The organism is Acidobacteriota bacterium, assembly GCA_028874215.1.
Taxonomy (GTDB): domain Bacteria; phylum Acidobacteriota; class UBA6911; order RPQK01; family JAJDTT01; genus JAJDTT01.
In genome coordinates this window covers 217,043-234,110 of record JAPPLF010000080.1, presented here as the reverse complement: position 1 = coordinate 234,110, position 17,068 = coordinate 217,043, and the positions used below count along the sequence as shown (strand labels likewise).

The 17,068-nt window shown below is 62.8% G+C and carries 11 protein-coding genes; 5 read left to right on the top strand and 6 right to left on the bottom strand.

The genetic code is table 11. The features are described 5' to 3' along the window. Window positions 1–9 precede the first annotated feature (9 nt). Both OXT71_16395 and OXT71_16390 read right to left on the bottom strand, forming a co-directional pair. Window positions 10–2,835: a hypothetical protein gene (locus OXT71_16395; GenBank protein ID MDE2927978.1), complete on the bottom strand. Its 2,826-nt coding sequence runs from the start codon at window positions 2,833–2,835 to the stop codon at window positions 10–12. After that, a complete protein-coding gene (locus OXT71_16390) occupies window positions 2,832–5,537 on the bottom strand; it encodes a helicase-related protein (protein ID MDE2927977.1) in 2,706 nt (901 codons plus the stop codon). The genes OXT71_16395 and OXT71_16390 overlap by 4 nt, the downstream gene beginning before the upstream one ends. Window positions 5,538–6,197: 660 nt before the next feature. Between OXT71_16390 and OXT71_16385 the strand changes: the two genes are divergently transcribed. The 3 genes from OXT71_16385 to OXT71_16375 all read left to right on the top strand — a co-directional run bounded on the left by OXT71_16385 (window position 6,198) and on the right by OXT71_16375 (window position 9,235). Further along, window positions 6,198–6,326 carry a hypothetical protein gene (locus OXT71_16385; GenBank protein ID MDE2927976.1) on the top strand — a complete coding sequence of 43 codons (129 nt, stop codon included), beginning with the start codon at window positions 6,198–6,200 and terminating at the stop codon, window positions 6,324–6,326. Window positions 6,327–6,449: 123 nt separating this feature from the next. Next, on the top strand, window positions 6,450–6,965 hold the full coding sequence (locus OXT71_16380) for a sigma-70 family RNA polymerase sigma factor (GenBank protein ID MDE2927975.1): 516 nt from the start codon (window positions 6,450–6,452) through the stop codon (window positions 6,963–6,965). After that, window positions 6,962–9,235 carry a von Willebrand factor type A domain-containing protein gene (locus OXT71_16375; GenBank protein MDE2927974.1) on the top strand — a complete coding sequence of 758 codons (2,274 nt, stop codon included), beginning with the start codon at window positions 6,962–6,964 and terminating at the stop codon, window positions 9,233–9,235. Before OXT71_16380 ends, OXT71_16375 begins: the two co-directional genes overlap by 4 nt. 6 nt (window positions 9,236–9,241) lie before the next feature. Here the strand turns inward: OXT71_16375 and OXT71_16370 are convergent, their stop codons facing one another. Together OXT71_16370 and OXT71_16365 are read right to left on the bottom strand one after the other, a co-directional pair. Further along, on the bottom strand, window positions 9,242–10,825 hold the full coding sequence (locus tag OXT71_16370) for a hypothetical protein (protein MDE2927973.1): 1,584 nt from the start codon (window positions 10,823–10,825) through the stop codon (window positions 9,242–9,244). Window position 10,826: 1 nt separating this feature from the next. Then, window positions 10,827–11,939: a family 10 glycosylhydrolase gene (locus tag OXT71_16365; GenBank protein MDE2927972.1), complete on the bottom strand. Its 1,113-nt coding sequence runs from the start codon at window positions 11,937–11,939 to the stop codon at window positions 10,827–10,829. 241 nt (window positions 11,940–12,180) lie between these two features. On the opposite strand from OXT71_16365, the gene OXT71_16360 reads away from it, so the two are divergent. Next, window positions 12,181–13,251, top strand: coding sequence for a hypothetical protein (locus tag OXT71_16360; protein MDE2927971.1), 1,071 nt, complete (start codon window positions 12,181–12,183; stop codon window positions 13,249–13,251). A gap of 21 nt (window positions 13,252–13,272) precedes the next feature. On the opposite strand, the gene OXT71_16355 is transcribed toward OXT71_16360, so the two are convergent. After that, complete coding sequence (locus OXT71_16355; protein ID MDE2927970.1) at window positions 13,273–14,055, bottom strand: aldolase/citrate lyase family protein; 783 nt, start codon at window positions 14,053–14,055, stop codon at window positions 13,273–13,275. A gap of 262 nt (window positions 14,056–14,317) precedes the next feature. Between OXT71_16355 and OXT71_16350 the strand changes: the two genes are divergently transcribed. Continuing rightward, on the top strand, window positions 14,318–14,713 hold the full coding sequence (locus tag OXT71_16350; GenBank protein MDE2927969.1) for a DoxX family protein: 396 nt from the start codon (window positions 14,318–14,320) through the stop codon (window positions 14,711–14,713). A gap of 18 nt (window positions 14,714–14,731) precedes the next feature. Here the strand turns inward: OXT71_16350 and OXT71_16345 are convergent, their stop codons facing one another. Next, a complete protein-coding gene (locus tag OXT71_16345; protein MDE2927968.1) occupies window positions 14,732–16,879 on the bottom strand; it encodes a CehA/McbA family metallohydrolase in 2,148 nt (715 codons plus the stop codon). Window positions 16,880–17,068 lie beyond the last annotated feature (189 nt).

The window sequence follows — 17,068 nt, the reverse complement described above, 5'->3', positions numbered from 1 at the left end:
GCCCAAGCGCTAGGACAATGCTATGCTGATGCGAACACGGTAAAGTCGGGCTAGGTCCAGCATTCCTACCTTATCCAGTATCTCCGCCGCCATTTCCCCTGCGTGCTCAGCGTACTCCTCGCCGAATAGATCCCTCTGCAACGGCGCCTGCCCCGGGAGGCGCACGTCGCCCGTGAGTACCAGCGAGACTTCGGTGAGAAACTCGTCCCGTGACGGCAGGTCCGCGGCCCGCGCCACCGGCCAGAACCAGAGCGCGCACCAATAGTCCATCACCAGTTTGAGGCGCCGGTATGGGCTGGCCGTCCCGTCGGCGAAGATGCCCTGGCGACGGATGCGGTCCTTCCATTCGTTCGAGCTTCCCGCCCGTGTTGGCTCCGGCTGACCCCACACGGGGAGCGGATCCTCAGTCTCGTGATGATCGCGCGTGAGTTGTCGGGTGTGGAGCGTCCAGAGCCTGTCGACCGAGTCCGAGAGTCGTTCCAACTCGATGGTGTCATCCGGGTTGAACGCACCGAAGAAGCTACGTCGCCACTCCTTCAACCGGGTGAAGTTCTCAGGCTCCAGCTTTTTTGCCAGCCTGTTCCGGTAGCCAGCCATGCCAGGATCGGGCAGCAGGAAGTGGTAAACGGTGCCCTGGGGCCGCTTTGGTTCCGGCCCCTCCGGCCCCGGCCTTACTCGCTCAGGCGACTCGTTAAACCACAGGTCCGCTTTTTTCCCTCCCCGCAGCCGCTTCGTCGGGTACACCTGCCGCCGTGCTCCCACCAGCGAGTTGCCGCACGCCAACTGGTACCCGAACCACGGCACGTGCCCATCACGGTGGATCGAGTTCAGCCATAGAGATACCTCCGCCAGCTCCACCGCCACAGGGTTGAGGTCCACACCGTAAACGTTGCGGTCGGCGATGAAGCGCTTGGTGCGCTGAAGCTCGTCGGGGTAATGGTCGTGCGGGATCCGTTCGCCCCGCTCCCTCTGCTTGCGTTGCAAGTACAGCTCGGCCAGTTGGTCGACGGCCTCGTTCAGGAATGCGGCCGATCCCATCGCCGGCTCGCATACCGTCAGGTCCAGAATCGTGTCTGCCGATGTCGAATCCGAAATCAATTCACGCAAACTATGTCGAACAAGACATCGCGTGAGCGACTCCGGGGTGTAGTAGCTGGCCGACTTCTCGCGATCCCGCCCTCGCAATCGGTAGATGAACGATCCCTTACGGTGCCTGCGTAGCCGCTTGAGTCCGATCTCGTCGGTGTCGTAGACACGTTCCTCCTCGGTGTAGCGGTCAAGCTCAACAGCACGCACGAACCACGCCCCCGCCAGATCGTCCTGCTTATCCTTCGCCTTCTTGACCTCGTACAGGTCAGTTTCAGCGAAGAAGCCGCGGTATGACAGGAGCGACTCGTAGACCGCACCCAACTGGTTGACACCGAGCTGTGCGTACGAGATACGGCCCCGGCGCTTGTGTCCGCCGCCCTTCACGGGGCGGCTTAAGGACATCAATTCGATCACGCGTTGCAGGACATGGTTGCGCAGCTTGACCCGGTCCAGCAGCGGTGTGGATCCCTTCCGGAAGAGCGCGCTGTCTAACGCCCGGATACGGAAGCCGTGGTGGAGCAACGAGGAAGAGGCGAAAAGATTCACGCTTCCGCCCCATTGGCTACCGTCGAACCCTTCCCGGATCAGGCGGAAGAGAGTCTGAATGCTCTCGTGAAGGTGAAAACCGTTGCGAGATTCCTCCGTGGCGAGCTCGACTAGCTCCAGATCCCGCAGCCGTTCGAGGCTGTACCCCGCACGATATGCGTCGGAGTTGACCGGGGCGTAGCCCAGCTCTGGCCGCGCCTCGATATAGAAGAGGAATAGCAACCGGTACATGTAACGGACGCACTCCAAGCCCAATTCGCCCGCCAGGCGGTCGTTGAGGTCGTAGACGCGCTCGCGGCTCACCTCTCGCAGATACCGAATCGCCTCGTTGCCGATGAGCTCGATCGACTCGCGCATTGCATACTTCAAGTCGGTTGAGACCGCGAGAGCGTGGCGATGGCTGTTCTCGTCCAAGCCGTCCAGCAGCGGTTGCCCACCCTCGTCCGGGAGGAGCGAGGATCGATGGAGCAGGGCAGCGGTCGCCTTGAGTGTGGCATCTTCGGCGCGTTGGGCGCGCCCCAAAATCTCCTCGAAATCGAAGCGGAGTAGGCGGCTGTGCGTCCACTTGCCGCGCTCGATCAGAACAAGATGGCTGAATGAAAGCAGAAGTAGCCAGCGTGGCGGGCGGTTTTGCCCGAAGACGCGCTTGGTAATGATGTGTTCCCAATTCTCTTCAAGTAGGTCGCCCCGCGGTGGCACTTCGCCATGAAATTGCAGGGTCGAGGGATGGCCGGTGAGCGGGTCTTCAGCAGCTTCGGGATCCTCGGCGAAGGCCGCGAAGGCTAGGAGGTTTGGGGAACGCTGCGCGGTGTCCGCAGTTTTTGGCCCTCCATCCGGCCCCTGGCCTCCGGCTGTGCACAGGACCGGAATTTCGTCGCCGTCCTCGAGGCGGTGGTTCCCAGGACGGAAATCGTAGCCGAGTGCCCCCAGAAGCTGACGATGCCACTTCCGCTGGTGTGCTAGCCGGGTTGCGGGATCGCCAGCCTTCTCCGCACGTCGCAGCAACCGAGTGTGCGTGTTCCGCAGAGCCCACAGCCGTTTATGGGGCGCGGTGCGCTCCAAGTCGGCGGCCTCGGCCTCGTTCCAACGCTTCACCGTCTCCTTGATGTCGCCCTTGAAGAGCTCCGAGAGGTAGTGATGGCTGAAGAACTCGTTCTCGTTCGAGATCCCGGAAAAGACGGCGGATGTAGTTGCGCTCATTCGATTGAGCCCTTCCCGGTGAGAACGGCCACGACAGACACCTGCGGTGCGCCCGCGATGGTCATCGTGTCCTCCACCCAGCGGCAGTAGTCGGCAAACGCTTTTTCCACTTCTTGCAACTTGTTCTTGGCGCGCCAGTTGACTACGCCGCCGAACGGTAGCTGGCGGGAGTTGTGCCACTTGGATTTGATCTGTTCCCTTCGGCGAGTCTCGAGTGCTGCCAACGCCTTGAGCTTCTTGTCGCGCTCGGCTTCCATACGCATCCCGAACTGACGCGCTTCGTCTCCCACCCACATCTGGGCAAGCTCCACCGCCTCGGGGAGAACGGTCTTCAACTGCTCTACGTCCACATCGGCCCCCACATTCGCGAATAGCGTGTGGCCCAGCCCAATGTTCTTTGCGTATTCGGCGAACGGCTCCACATCCGTCGCTTCGATTCCTCGGAACGGGACTGCAATCCAATCCGACACGAGGGGCTGCCCCTTCCGGTTGGCGACGTGTCCCGCCAAGACGAATACGGCCTCGCCTAGATCCAACCCTGGGACACCGGCAAGAACCGGGGCCTCGTGCCTCCCGAACGAGCCGAGCATGCGGTCGTTCAACCACAGCAAGACGGGGTTCAGTCGCCACAGGTAGTGAACCTGCGGCCAGTGCGACTCCTGGCGCCGACTCTCGGCGATCTGGACTTCCATAGCCTCCTGATCGGCAGTCAGCACGAAGCGCCAAGACGGCGGCCGGATCTCTGGCGGTGCCTGCCGGAATCGTGCTTGTAGATCGGGCGGTGCATCCAGAGTCAGTGTCTGCGATACGCGGTCAACACGTGGGTCAAGCTCCGGATGTTCCTCCCTGAGGTGTTCGAGCGCCGCTTCGACATACTCCAGGTCGCTGGCAAACAGCGACTCGGGCGTGGAATCGTCGGCCAGCCCCGTCCGTCCTTTCCCGTCCCGTCTGCGGTGATGCCCCAAAGGGATTCGGTCGTCGATCGTCTCCTCCTCAGTTGTCGGCGCCGTCCCCAAGAACAGGGCCATCAACTCGTCCCCCTCGTTCGTCTCGGGTGTGAGGCGGCTGTCAAAGGCCTCGGCGCTTTCGCCAACCACGATGGCACGGCGGGTCACGCCCTCTTCACCCTCGACGTCGTACTGATTCATGAAAATCGACGGGTCCCCGATATTTCGGTGAGCCTGCTCGTCTTTCTCGATCAGCACCTCCAGAACCCGCGCGTCGCCTTGAATCGTCGGATTAGTGCTCTCCGCCAGCAGGTAGACGATCTGCGGGTCGCGGCGCTGACCGTAGCGGTCCACCCGCCCATTCCGCTGCGCAAACACCATGAGCGACCACGGAATGTCGAAGTGGATCAGGCGGTGACACTGATGGTGCAAGTTGATCCCTTCAGAAGCCACATCCGACGCAAGAAGGAGCCGGAGCGGCGTGGTCTCGTTGCCGAACGCCTCGACCATCTCCTGCTGATCGGTGTCCGATAGGCCACCGTGAAGAAGGGCAATCTGATTTGGCCGGAGTTTCAGATCGGCGATTAGACGTTCCCGAAGCCACTTGAGCGTCGCGATGCGCTCGCTGAAGACGACCAGTCGATCACGCTTGTCGCGGGACTTCCAGCGGAAGGGCTCGCCTCCCCGAATGGCCCGAAGCAACGCCTGGTACTTGGCGAAGTGGACAGGCCGGATCGCTTCGAGCGCGTCGGAAAGTGCGTCGATCCCCTCAAGCTCACGTTTGATGGCGGCTCGGCGTTGCGGATCGGGCAGATCGTCCATCTCCCGCTCAAGCTGCTTCCGACGCCGTTTCACGGTCTCCAGGCAGGCGACGTGGCTTGAGAACAGGGCCTTTTCAAGTGTCACGGAGAAAAGATGCCGCCTCCCGCCCGCGACCTTACCTCGTACGCAGAGCTCCAATAGGGCTTGGTTGGCGACCTCCTCCAAGGCGGAGTGCTGGAACCGATTGCGGAAGATCTTGCGGTCCCGAAACGACCGTTTCACCTGCTCACGCACATCCTTCTTGAAGCGACGGATCACGAGGCCCTGGTCTTGGAAGTCCTCCTGCGTGAAGTTGTCCGGATCCCCGATAGCGGTCGGGTCAAGCATGTTCATCAGGCTGGCGAAGCTGCGCGCCTTCCCGTCGTGGGGCGTGGCCGACAGCATGATGAGCGTGTCGGACCGCTTGGCCAGCCGCTTGGCGAGCTGACTGCGCAACGAACGCGAACCTCGTTCCGCCACGTTGTGGGCCTCGTCAATCACGATGATGTCCCACCAGGCGTTCTCCACATAGGTCCGGTACTCTCGGTCCTGCTTGAGGGTGTCGATCGAGATGATCGACTTGTCGTAGTAATGAAACGGGTTGTGGTTCGACGGGATCCGGCGCCGTACCCGCTGGATACCCACCGAGTCCAATCGGGTCAGCGGGATCGTGAACCGGTTCCAGAACTCTTTCTGGAACTGCGTCAGCATGCTCTTGACAGCAACCACCAGGATGCGCTGACCCCGTCCGCGGGCAACAAGTTCGCTCACTAGAACGCCTGCTTCGATGGTCTTGCCGAGGCCTACGTCGTCGGCTATCAGGATCCTCTGACGCGACTGCCGCAACGCTTGGCGGGTCGGCTCCAGCTGGTACGGCGCCTCGTCCATGGCGGCGCGACGGGCTACCCGAATGTGCTGGTCGTTGGGCACCGCGCGGCGCAGAAGGCTCTCCATGTAGAGAAGGCTGCGTCTGAATTGAGGTGAGGTGTCAGGGATCAAGGCGGTCGTGGCCGGATCCAGAACCTTGATCTCGTCTTCGAGTCGGGTCAGGAATACGGCTTCGCGTTCGCGTACGAGCTCCGAAACACCTGAGCACGTGAGCTGCGAACCGCCGTCGGGTAGGAGGTCGACGCGGCGTACTATCCACTCCGCGTCACGGACTACGATGCGGGTGCCGGGAGCTGGGGGGGATTGGGTAGTCAAGATGGGTATTGAGTCGCTGGGTTGGGTACGGACATAAATTGGGTGGAACAGAGCTTGATGGCTAACACCTATCCAAATAGTAAAGCGGTTTGAGCGGCAAGCATAGAGGCGCGAGCTGAACGAATCCAAGCAGATTCTCGGGATGGTACTCGCACCGGACGAGGACACGGCGGTTCCAACGGAGGCTGGCTGAGAACCGCTCGACGATGCAATGCCGCCTGTCAGTGCGGAGACAGTGCCCGTCCCGCGTCTTCGGGCGCATCTCGCCGGAGCCGATGCCGATCCGCGGGTGCCCATTGGGCATCGGGGATGGGTGGACACGAAATCGCCCTTCCGATAGGCGCGCCCATCCCACCCTCTACCGGTGGGGCATTCTCGGCAAACGATCCAACCGGGAAGGGTGTCGCACCGATGAAGCCCTGGACACTGGTCCTCATCGGACACCCGGGCAGCCCCAAAGGCGCCACCGAGTCGCTGGACGCCGTCCTCAAATTGCTTCCCCACGCCGTCGACCTCCTCCAGGGCCGGACCGGCCACTGACCCCATCCGCCTCCGCAATTTAATTCGCCCCCTTTTCCTAAGAAAAACCCGGCTCGAGCGTTAACCTGATAGAGGATGACCGATTCGGGGAGAAACTCTCGAACGCTTGAGGAGGCCGATTGGATGCGATCCGTTCTGGACTCATATCAGGGCCCGCTGGTCCGATACGCCGCGCACCTCACCGGTGACCTGGACCTAGCCCGGGACGTGGTCCAGGACACTTTCTTGCGCCTCTGGAAACAGAAAAGGGGAAAGGTGGAGGGGCACCTGGCCCAGTGGCTCTTTACGGTGTGCCGGAACCGGGCTCTGGACCTGCTACGCAAGGAGAACCGGATGACCCGGATGACGGGGACCGGAAACCTGGAACCGGCCAGCACCGCGCCCGGGCCGGCCCAGTTGCTGGAGCGCCGGGAGACCCTGAGCCGCGTGCTTCTGGCCTTGGAGAGCCTGCCCCCCAGAGAGCAGGAGGTGTTGCGGCTGAAGTTCCAGAACGGCCTCAGCTACCGGGAGATCGCCTCCACCGTCGGCATTTCGGTGAGCAACGTCGGTTACCTCATCCATACCGCCGTGAAAAAGGTGCGCGCCGAGCTGGAGAAGCGCTCCGAGCCGGCCGCTACAGCATCGAGGAAGGTCCGATGAAGTCAGATTTTCAAGACCCGGCCCAGGACCCCAGGCTGATGGCCTATGCCCTCGGCGAATTGACCGACCCGAAGGAGATCCGAGCGGTGGAAAGCCTCCTGCAAGGTTCTCCCGCACTCAGGCAGGAAGTGGAATCGCTGCGAGCCACGGCGGAACTGATCCAACACGAGTTGGAGCAGGAACCATGTCCCTCCCTCGCTCCCCACCAGCTCGCCAACCTGGGCGAACCGCCGCGCTCCCGGGGCCTGTGGCCGCGGGTCCGTCGCGGGAACGGGTCCTGGTGGTTTCCCGCCGGACTGGCGGCGGCCGCGGCGCTCGCAGTCATGGTCTCCGCCGCGGTCCTCTTCCTTCAGGAGACGGAAGAGCCGCCTCTCTCCGCCGGTCTCCAGCGGCCGGAAGCTGTCGCGGACGAGGCTCCTCCGGACACGGGAAGGTCCATGGAGCAAGCTGGTGACCAGATCAGCCGGGTTCCAGATGCCGCGGCTCCCCCGCAAGACGTGGTCCAAACTGCTGCCGAGCCACCGAAGGCAGTGTCGCCGGCGCCTCCTGCCGTCCGAGACAGTTCCGGGTCGTCGCTCCCGGTTCCTGCCGAGACGCCTGTGGTTTCGGAGAACCTGAGCGGCAGTACCGGTTCCGGTGCATCACTGATATCCAAGAAGTCGGGCGGAAGGGTCATCGAGCCCGGAGCGCTTCCCGAAGGAATCTTTGGAGAACGATACGCTCGCCGGGAACGATCGCAAATGCTTCGCGGAAGGCCAGGGATGCCGCCGTCGGTTCCCTTTTCTCCATCGGTGGCGGTGCGCGCCAACCTTGACGAGCGACCGGCCATGCCGGCGCCCACCCCCAGCCGGTCCAGCACCGAGGCCTACTGGTACCAGGAGGAGAACCCGTTCCGGAAGGTGGTCCGGGAACCTCTTTCCACCTTCGGCATCGACGTGGACACCGCGTCCTACTCCAACGTCCGCCGCTTTCTCCGCCAGGGTTCGCTGCCTCCGAGGGATGCCGTGCGCATCGAGGAGATGGTCAACTATTTCTCCTACGCCTACGGCGCGCCCAGCGGAGAGGACCCCGTCGCGGTTCTCATGGATCTGGCCCGGGCGCCCTGGAAGCAGGAGCATCTTCTGCTCCGCGTCGGGGTCCAGGCCGAGGCCATCGATCCCGCCGAGCGTCCTCCCGGAAACCTCGTGTTTCTGCTGGACGTCTCCGGATCGATGCGGCCCGCCGACAAGCTGCCGCTTCTGAAGCGGGCCATGAGGCTCCTGATCAAGAACCTGGGCGAAAAGGACCGGGTCGCCTTCGTCACTTACGCCGGAGAGTCCGCAGTGGTCCTTCCCTCGACACCGTGTGACCGGAAAGAGGAGATATTGCAGGCGCTGGAGCACATCATGGCCGGCGGTCCCACCAACGGAGAGGCCGGCATCCGCGACGCTTACGCCACCGCCGCGGCCCATTTCATCCCCGGCGGAACCAACCGGGTGATTCTGGCGACGGACGGGGACTTCAACCTGGGGCTGACGGACGAGGGAAGCCTGATCCGGTTGATCCGGAATCAGGCTCGAAGCGGTATCTTCCTGACCGTTCTCGGTCTCGGAACAGGCAACTACAAGGACGCCGCCCTGGAGTCCCTGGCCAACCGGGGAAACGGGAACTTCGCCTATCTCGACAGCTTGGAGGAGGCGCGAAAAGTCCTGGTCCGGGAACTGGGCGCCACTCTGGTCACCGTGGCCAAGGACGCCAAGATCCAGATCGAGTTCAATCCGGCCCGGGTCGATTCCTACCGTCTCATCGGATACGAGAACCGGGCCCTGCGGCACGAGGAGTTCAACGACGACACGCGGGACGGCGGAGAGATCGGAGCCGGCCACCAGGTGACCGTCCTCTACGAGATCGTTCCCGCCGGAACCGGGTATCCCGCCGGCCGCGTCGATTCCCTCAAGTATCAGACTCCCCCTGCGCCGAATCGCTCCGGCGATGCCGATGAGTGGCTCACGCTGAAGATCCGGTACAAGCCGCCCGATCAGGACGAGAGCCGGTTGCTGGAGCTCACCCACAGCGGGTCCCCGGCCAGCTTCGCGGATGCCGCGCCCGATTTCCGGTTCGCCTCCGCCGTGGCCGCCTTCGGCATGATTCTTCGCGATTCGCCTCACCGGGGAACCGCCACTTTGGAACAGGTCCTGGGCTGGGCTCGGGACGCCGCAGGAGAAGATCCTCACGGCTATCGGGGCGAGTTCATACGACTGGCCCGGAAGGCCATGGTCCTGGAGCGCTAGTCCGACTCAGTGGAACTTCAGGGAGTAGAGGTCCGCCTCGACCATCTCGAGGCGGAGCCGGACCGGTTTTCCCGACAGCGGCGCCAGCGTTCTGCCCCCGCCGAACTCGACGAAGTGCTGGATCTCGTCGCCAAAGAACTCCTTGCTGGATTCATACCCGGGGACCGGCCGTCTCGAGGCCGCATCCAGAATGGCGATCCGGATGCCGCCTCCCGCACCGGTGGCGGCATTGATCTCCAACCGGGCTCCCTGGAAAACGAGCGGACGAGTGATGGCCGTTCCGCCAGGAAAACCCCCGGCGTTCAGCGACCGGAAGCCGTCGACCCGAAGCACTCCCCGCCGAATGAAGGTGTCCGGCTGATGGTCGTGCTGCAGGTAGTAGAAGGAGAGTTCGTCCGGGGCCGTCTGGAGCATCCCCCAGGCCATGAGGTTCCCGTGCTTGCTCCAGTTTTTGGGATCGCGCCCCGGGCGCAGGAAGGGCTCGTCCACCAGCACGAAATTCAGCGTGTCGCGGCTGTACATGAAGGCCGTCTCGCTCAGACCGTAGGACGTGCCGTGAAAGGGCTTGCGCGGCGCCGTGCGAAGCGGAAAGCCCAGCACGACATGAGGGGCCCGGGGGTAGGGTTTCAGCCCGCTGGTGTAGAGGGAGTGCTTCCATTCCCGCCGCGGCTCCCCATACTCGATGGGTTCGATGTTCCCCCAATTCAGGAAGTCCCGTGAAGTGGCCCGCATCACCGACCGGGTCTCGGGAAGCCGGCGCTTTCCGTCCCGGGACAGGCACGGCAGATAGGCCCGGAAAAACAGAACATACTGCCCGTTCCCCGGGTCCCAGAAGCTGACGTTGAGAGAATCCAGGATCGCCCTTCTGCGGCTGGGATCGTTCCCCCAACGGATGGCTCCGTGGCGGTCGAAGGCCGGTTCCTCTCCGTCCAGAATCGGATCCTGCCTGAGTTTTCTCCATTCGAGCCCATCGGCGGAAGCGAAGACATAGGCCTCCGGATTTCCCCCGACGGCCTTGTAGCGTTCCGACGCCGGCGTGCCGGGCCTCGTGTCGATGAAGGGAGCGAAATTATGGGAGGTCCTCCCCTTGAGCAGGATGTTGTTGTCCGTCGATCCCTCGAACTCGACACGGCCCAGCCGGATTCGGTCCCAGGTCACTCCGTCGCTGCTTTCCGCGTAGCAGGTGAATTGGGTTTCAGGGTCCCTGGGCCGGAATCGCAATCCCAGATAGGAAGCATAGTAGAGACGAAATCTGCCTCCGTCCTCCAACACCACCGGGTAGCCGCAGACGGTGAAACCGTGGTATTTCCGGCCCTCCCACGGGGCATCCAGATCCAGAATCTTTTCGGCGTCGCGGGGGGAGTGCTGACGGAACTCCAGGTCTTGAATCGTTTCGAACAAAGTGTCGTCCAGCATCAACTCGCGCCGGTCGCCCAGTTCGACGGGCCGGTTCCCTTCCCCGAAGAGAGGAACCACCATCAGGAAGAGCAATGCCAACGGATTGGCGACCCGTGAGAAAGGACTCCGGCGGAGCAGTTTGAGACTCGAAGCACGCCTGAAATGCCTGGGAACCGGTCCCTCCTGCCCCATTTCAGAGCTTGCTCAAAGCCTCCAGCACCGGCCAGAAGTTCAGTTGCCGGACGGAATGGCTGCGGTAGATGCCGACCCCGGAAGCTCCGTTGTCGACGGCGACCCTGCCGGCGGTCAGCATGGATTCCGGATCCTGAAAGCTTCCCGGGTGATAGCAGGAGAGCTCGGCGATCACGGGAACGCGGCCGGCGGCCAGGTCCACGACGTGCCGGACCTGCCGCCGGACCGCCTCCAGGTCGGAGTCGGTCCGGAACCAGAGGTAGAACTCGTCCAGCAGACCCTGCTCGATCCACGCCGGCCAGTCCTGCAATACCTTGATGTAGTCCTCCGGCTCTCCGGCGATGATGGTGGTGGAAAGAACCGCCTGGGGTGAGGACCCCTTGATCCTCGCCCGGACCTCCGAGAGGAACAACGTGACGTATTCGGCGCGGAACCGCATCCAGTCCGGGTCGTCATTGGGCAGGTCGAAAGGGTCCTTGCCGAACCTGGCTCGAAACTCGGACACGGTCCGGTCCTCGTAGCCGTAGGGCACGACGCCGTTTTCGTCTTCATTCCCCAGAACGAACTCGACCTGAAGACCGTCGGCGCGGGTCACCTCCAGGGCTTCGACGAACAGGCGCGCCTGGTGGTCCCGCACCTCGGGAAACGAGGCGCTCAGGTAGACGTCCTTCCCCGGCTCCAGCACATAGGAACGGTTGCGGGTCAGGCTCCGGTATTCCGGATGCCGGGCGGCGAAGCCGGACATCTCGGTCGTCACGTAGGGGCCGTGATAAATGGGCCGGTGCTGGTCCAGAATCGCCCGGGCCTCAGCCGAATTCACGGGGGGACGCAGAAAGTCCAGGGACCAGCCGTACGTCATCCGGGCGCCGCCATGCCGGGGAAAGCCGTTGTAGTCCACATAGGTGTCGAACTTCATCCCCGCCCGCCGTGCGGCCCGGGGGCGGGCCAATGTCCGCTCGCCTGCCGGCAGGACCCTGGCGCTGCCGTCGATGATCTTGGTGACGCCGTGATCGGCGCATTTCTTCATCCAGGCCGACAACAGGCGGCTGTCCTCGGTTCCTTCCGGGGATCCGTCCACGTCCGGCGGACCCCAGAGCACGACATGTTCAGGCACTTCCCGCCTCCTTCAAGACGGTCTCAGACTGACACACCAAAAAGCGAAATCTCAACCGGCGCATCGCCGGCGCCGATGCATTCCGGGTCCCACAGGTCGAGTCCACGGGCGCGCCTCCCGTGAATCCTTGGGCAGTGTCCGCTAATATCTGCGGGGCGGGTCCGCCGATGAACGACAGAATGGCCGTCGACAGAGAAACGGGGAAGCGGCGTAAGGAGCGTTCCTTTTGACGGAAATGTTCATGCTCGTCGGGTTTATCCTGGCGGCCTACTCCATCGTGGCCAACGACGCCATCCAGACCCTGGGGACGTTTCTCAGCTCCAATTCCCGCCGGCCCTGGTGGTTGTTGTGGATCTACGCCTGCCTGATCCTCCTGGCGGTCCTAGTGTACGGATGGCTGACCAACGAGGGCGACATCGCCTACGGGCGCCTTGAGCAGTTCCCGGAGCCCAAGGGAGGCATCACCTGGCTGCACGCCATTCCTCCCGTGTTCATCCTGTTGTTGACCCGGTACGGCGTGCCGGTCAGCACCACGTTCCTGGTGTTGACGGTCTTCGCTCCCACGAATCTGCTGAAGATCCTGACCAAGTCGCTGCTGGGCTACGGCGTCGCCATCGGCGCCGGTTTCGTCGTTTACCTGATCGTCGCCAACCTCCTCGAATCCCGCTTCATGGCGACGAAGAACCGGCCGCCCCGACCCTACGCCATCGCTCTACAGTGGCTCGCAACCGCCTTTCTGTGGAGCCAGTGGCTGATCCAGGACCTGGCCAACATCTTCGTCTACCTGCCGCGCACCGCGGAACTCGACGTGCTCATTTTTGCCGCCGTCGTGATGCTGGTGCTGAGCGCCGTCATCTTCAAGAACCGGGGGGGCCGGATTCAGGGCATCGTCACCTCCAAGACCAATACCACCGACATCCGCACGGCGACCCTCATCGACTTCATCTATGCGTCCATCCTGATGTATTTCAAGGAGATGTCCAATATGCCCATGAGCACGACCTGGGTCTTCCTGGGATTGCTGGCGGGCCGCGAGCTGGCGTTGGCCTTCCGGCTCCGGCACCGCACGATTTCGGCGTCGATCCTTCTCGCCGGCAAGGACGTGGGGAAGGCGGCCATCGGGTTGGCGGTCAGCGTCGCGCTGGCGATCGGCTTGCCCGTCTTGGACCGCGGTCTGCAACAGGGGTTTTCCGATACGGCGGCCGTATCGGAACGAACCGGCGAAGTCTCTGGGGGTGGTCCCGCGTCCGATGGCGCCCGTCCGGACACCGGGGCCGAAACCGGCCCTCGGTCTACCCCCGGGATTCGGTAGAGATCTCCGAAACGGTGGGATTCAGCCGGAGGCGGAGTCCTCCAGTTGCCGCAGTTTGCCCAGGCACTCGCCCAGGCCGACCTGGCCGAAGTGCATGAGGTTGCCGACGTTTATGAACCGGTAGCCTTGTTCATAGGCTTTCCAACAGGCGTCGAACCCGGGGTAAGTGATGCCGCTGGGCTTGCCGCAGGAGGCGGCACGGGCGGGAAAGTCCTCCAGGCATTTCTGAACTTCCGGATGACCGATGTTCCCCAGGTGCCCCATCGACGCCGAAATATCGGCGGGACCGGCAAACACGACGTCGACCCCCTCGACTTCGGCGATCCGTTCCAGGTTTTCCAGCCCCTCCGCCGTCTCCACCTGGACGATGACGCAGGTCTCCCGGTTGGCCGACTCCAGGTAGTCGTTGATGTCCACATCCAGCAGCATCGGCCAGACCGGACCCACACCCCGGCTTCCCTCGGGCGGAAACTTGCAGTACTCAACGGCCAGGCGAGCCTGCTCCGCATTGTCCACCTGCGGCACCATGATGCTGCTGCAGCCCATGTCCAGACCCTTCTTGATGAGGCCCGGATCCAGATTCGGAACCCGCAGCATGGCGTCCCGCCCCTCGAGGCGGCAGATGATGGGCACCATCTGGACTTCGTTGATCCCGAAGGGCCGATGTTCCGTGTCGATCCAGAGGAAGTCGATGCCTTGCTTGAGGGTGGCCTTGGCCAACAATTCGGAGGCGTCCGAAAGGGCCGATCCCCAGGCCGCCCTGCCTTCCCCCAGAAGTTTCTTGATCCGATTCTGAAGCATCATTTCCTTTCCGGCCCGGTTCATGAAAGGGCCTCAACAACCAACGTCCATCCGGCCGCCCGATTGGGCGCGCACTATACCAGCACACGGAGCAAGTCGCCACGTCATTCATCTTGGGTCCTTGCTCCCGGTACGTTCCGGTCACGCTTCCGGTTTTTGTCCTGTTTCCTCATTCCCTCGATTTGGGTATGATTCCACTTCGACCGGAGCCGGGCGGTGGATCCGGTGTCTGATCCGATAGATTAGTATTTATTTAGGGGGATTTATGCAAGGTATTCTCTCAAAGTACTCGAATGAGACTTACGCTCTGGTCCGGATCGTCTCAGGGTTTCTGTTCGCGTTTCATGGAGCCCAGAAGGTGCTGGGCCTCTTCGGCGGCGCCGGCGGAGATTCGGGTGCGGCGGTGCCCCTGGTCAGCCTCATGGGCCTGGCCGGAATCATCGAGCTGGTGGGAGGCCTGCTGATCGCCGTGGGGTTCCTGACCAGTTGGGCCGCCTTCATCTCCAGCGGCCAGATGGCCGTGGCCTACTTCATGGCCCATCAGCCTCACGGATTGTGGCCCATCGAAAACAAGGGCGAGCTGGCGGCCATCTACGCCTTTGTCTTTCTGTTCATCGCGGCCAAGGGCGCGGGAATCTGGAGCCTCGACAAGAAGGGTTGAGGCGCCGGACTGGCCCTGCTACCGCGTCGCCTCGCGGGCGATCTTGCGGTAGACGTCCTGACCCTTTCGAAACAGGTCCACGACCTTCTGTTTCTGGGCTGCGTCCTTGAAAACCCCGTTGCGGTCGACCCGCTCCAGAAGCCGGTCGATCTGCTCCACGAAATAGAGCGCAGCCTCCCGGAAATGGATGCGGGACCCGTCCCGGTAGCAATAGACCGGGCTGGTGTGGGCGTAAAGTTCCGTGTCGTTGGGCACCAGGCGATGGGCTTCGCCACGGACCCGAACGGCGACCCAGGCGCTCTCTTCCAGTTGGATCTCCCGTGACAGAGCCGCCCTCCTACCGTCATCGGTGGCCTCCACCGTATAGACCGGTTTCCCGTTGACCACCACCTCCATGGTCTTCATGGGGACATGGGAAACCGCGCTGGCCTCCACCCGAACCGTCCTGGAACCGGAACTCCAGCGGATCTCCTCCCCCGCACCCTTGCCGTCGACGCTGAACTCGACGAGAGGAGCGTTGGAAGCGAAGCTCCTGCCCTCCAGATAGGCCTGGATCCACTTGTCATAGGTCAGTTGAGGCCCGGTTTTCACATAGACCCGGCCCGCGCCCGCCAGCAAGTGGTAGGGGACGTTCAGGAAACAGTCGGTCCCCGCCGAGATTCCGGTGCGGAAACCCGAGTTGAGCAACCGGTACCAGTCCGCCGTGTTCTTCTCCTCGTTCCCCTGGCACATGACGTCGATGGTGTCCATCGCTCCCAGGGCGAAGTTCACCGGATATTCCTGAGGCAACCCCGGATGCACCTGGACGACGGCCGCTCCCTGCTGCTTGGCGGCAAGCGCCAAATGGTGATTCGGCGGATAGTCGTAAACCTCCTCGGTCCGGGGCCATCCGGTGTACGAGGGGTGCACGAACTCCTTGAGCTTCAAAAACGCCATGTGCCCGTAAACCCGCAGGTTCCTCATCTCCTGGTTCCAGTAGAGGATGTAGTTCTTCTCCGAGAGGCGGTTCGGCTTCCCTTCGAAATGGATCAGGTCGGTGATGTATCCGTCGGTGTCGTTGCAGGCGAGCAGGTGGGGCACGTTCAGATCTTCAGCCTTGGTGATCCGCAGCACGTCCTCAGGCCGGATCCGGGTGTCGGAAAAGAGGTTGGGGTGGATGTGGGTGTCTCCCGAGAACCAGCCCTTGGCCGCCATGTTGAAGGGCCGGTCCAGACGGGCCACGACCTCCTTCCGCCCGGACGCCGGCATCTGAAAGGTGGTTTTAAAGGGCGCATACTCCAATCCCTTGATCACCTCGAGCTGCGTCTCCCCTTGGGGAATACTCACTGAGAAACCACCGTCGGTGTAGAAATAATATTCGCCGCCGTAGGGCTGACCGTAGTCGGCGCTGGTGATTCGGGGAATGATCTCTTTCGGCGTATGGCGCTTCCCGTCGGCACCGGTGAGATAGACGCGGGCGGGCGTCGCGAGACCCGACTCGTCCACGACCTTCACCCGCAGCAGACTCATATTTCTGACCCGCGCCGGGACCGAGACCGTTCCCGTGACGGCACCGGCTTCCACCCTGAGCACAAGCGCCGAGGCCTCCTTCCGGATGGCGGAGACGATCAGCCATGCACCTGTCGTTTCCCCTCCTTTGAGACGGACGATCCGGGGCTCCACTTCCACGTCTTCGGATCCGGAACCGATGGTCACGGCTACCTCCGCTGCGCCGGCGTTACGGATGATCACCGGAATTTCCGTTCCTTCGATTCCCAACAGATCCAGTGCCGCGGGCGCCTCGATCAGGGTCACTGCGGAGCCGACCTCGATCTTGGTGAGCTGAGGACAGGAGAGGGCTTCGTAGCTCTCGTTGGTGAACCGGAGGATCTCCTCCAATGCCGGTGCTTCGGTGGAGGTGCCGTTCCAGCGCGGGAAAAACCCCCCGACCTTGCCCTTGAGGGTTCGCTGCAACCGGGCCACGCTCCGGTCGGTCTCGGTCCACTGCAACAAGTGAATGGCGAATTCGGCCAGATCGGAGAGCTCGCGGCCGATGGCCGGATCCCCGATAAAATCGGGGGCGGTGAACGGAACCAGGGTGTTGGGCGGACCCTCGTGCCCGTCCGTCGAAGTGGTGACGAGGCCAACAATGAGAAAGAGTGATGCTATTCCGAGCGTTTTCTTCATGATACCGGCGAGCCTATTCCCCCGTCGGCAACCGGTCAAGACGGTCTGAAGGAGGGGGGATTTCCAGTCGCCCGTTCGTTGGTGGCATTCAAGGAGGGGCGATTTCCAATCGCCCATTCGATTGGTAGCAGTCGAGGGGGGGCGATTTCTAATCGCCCATTCGATTGGTAGCAATCGAGGGGGGGCGAT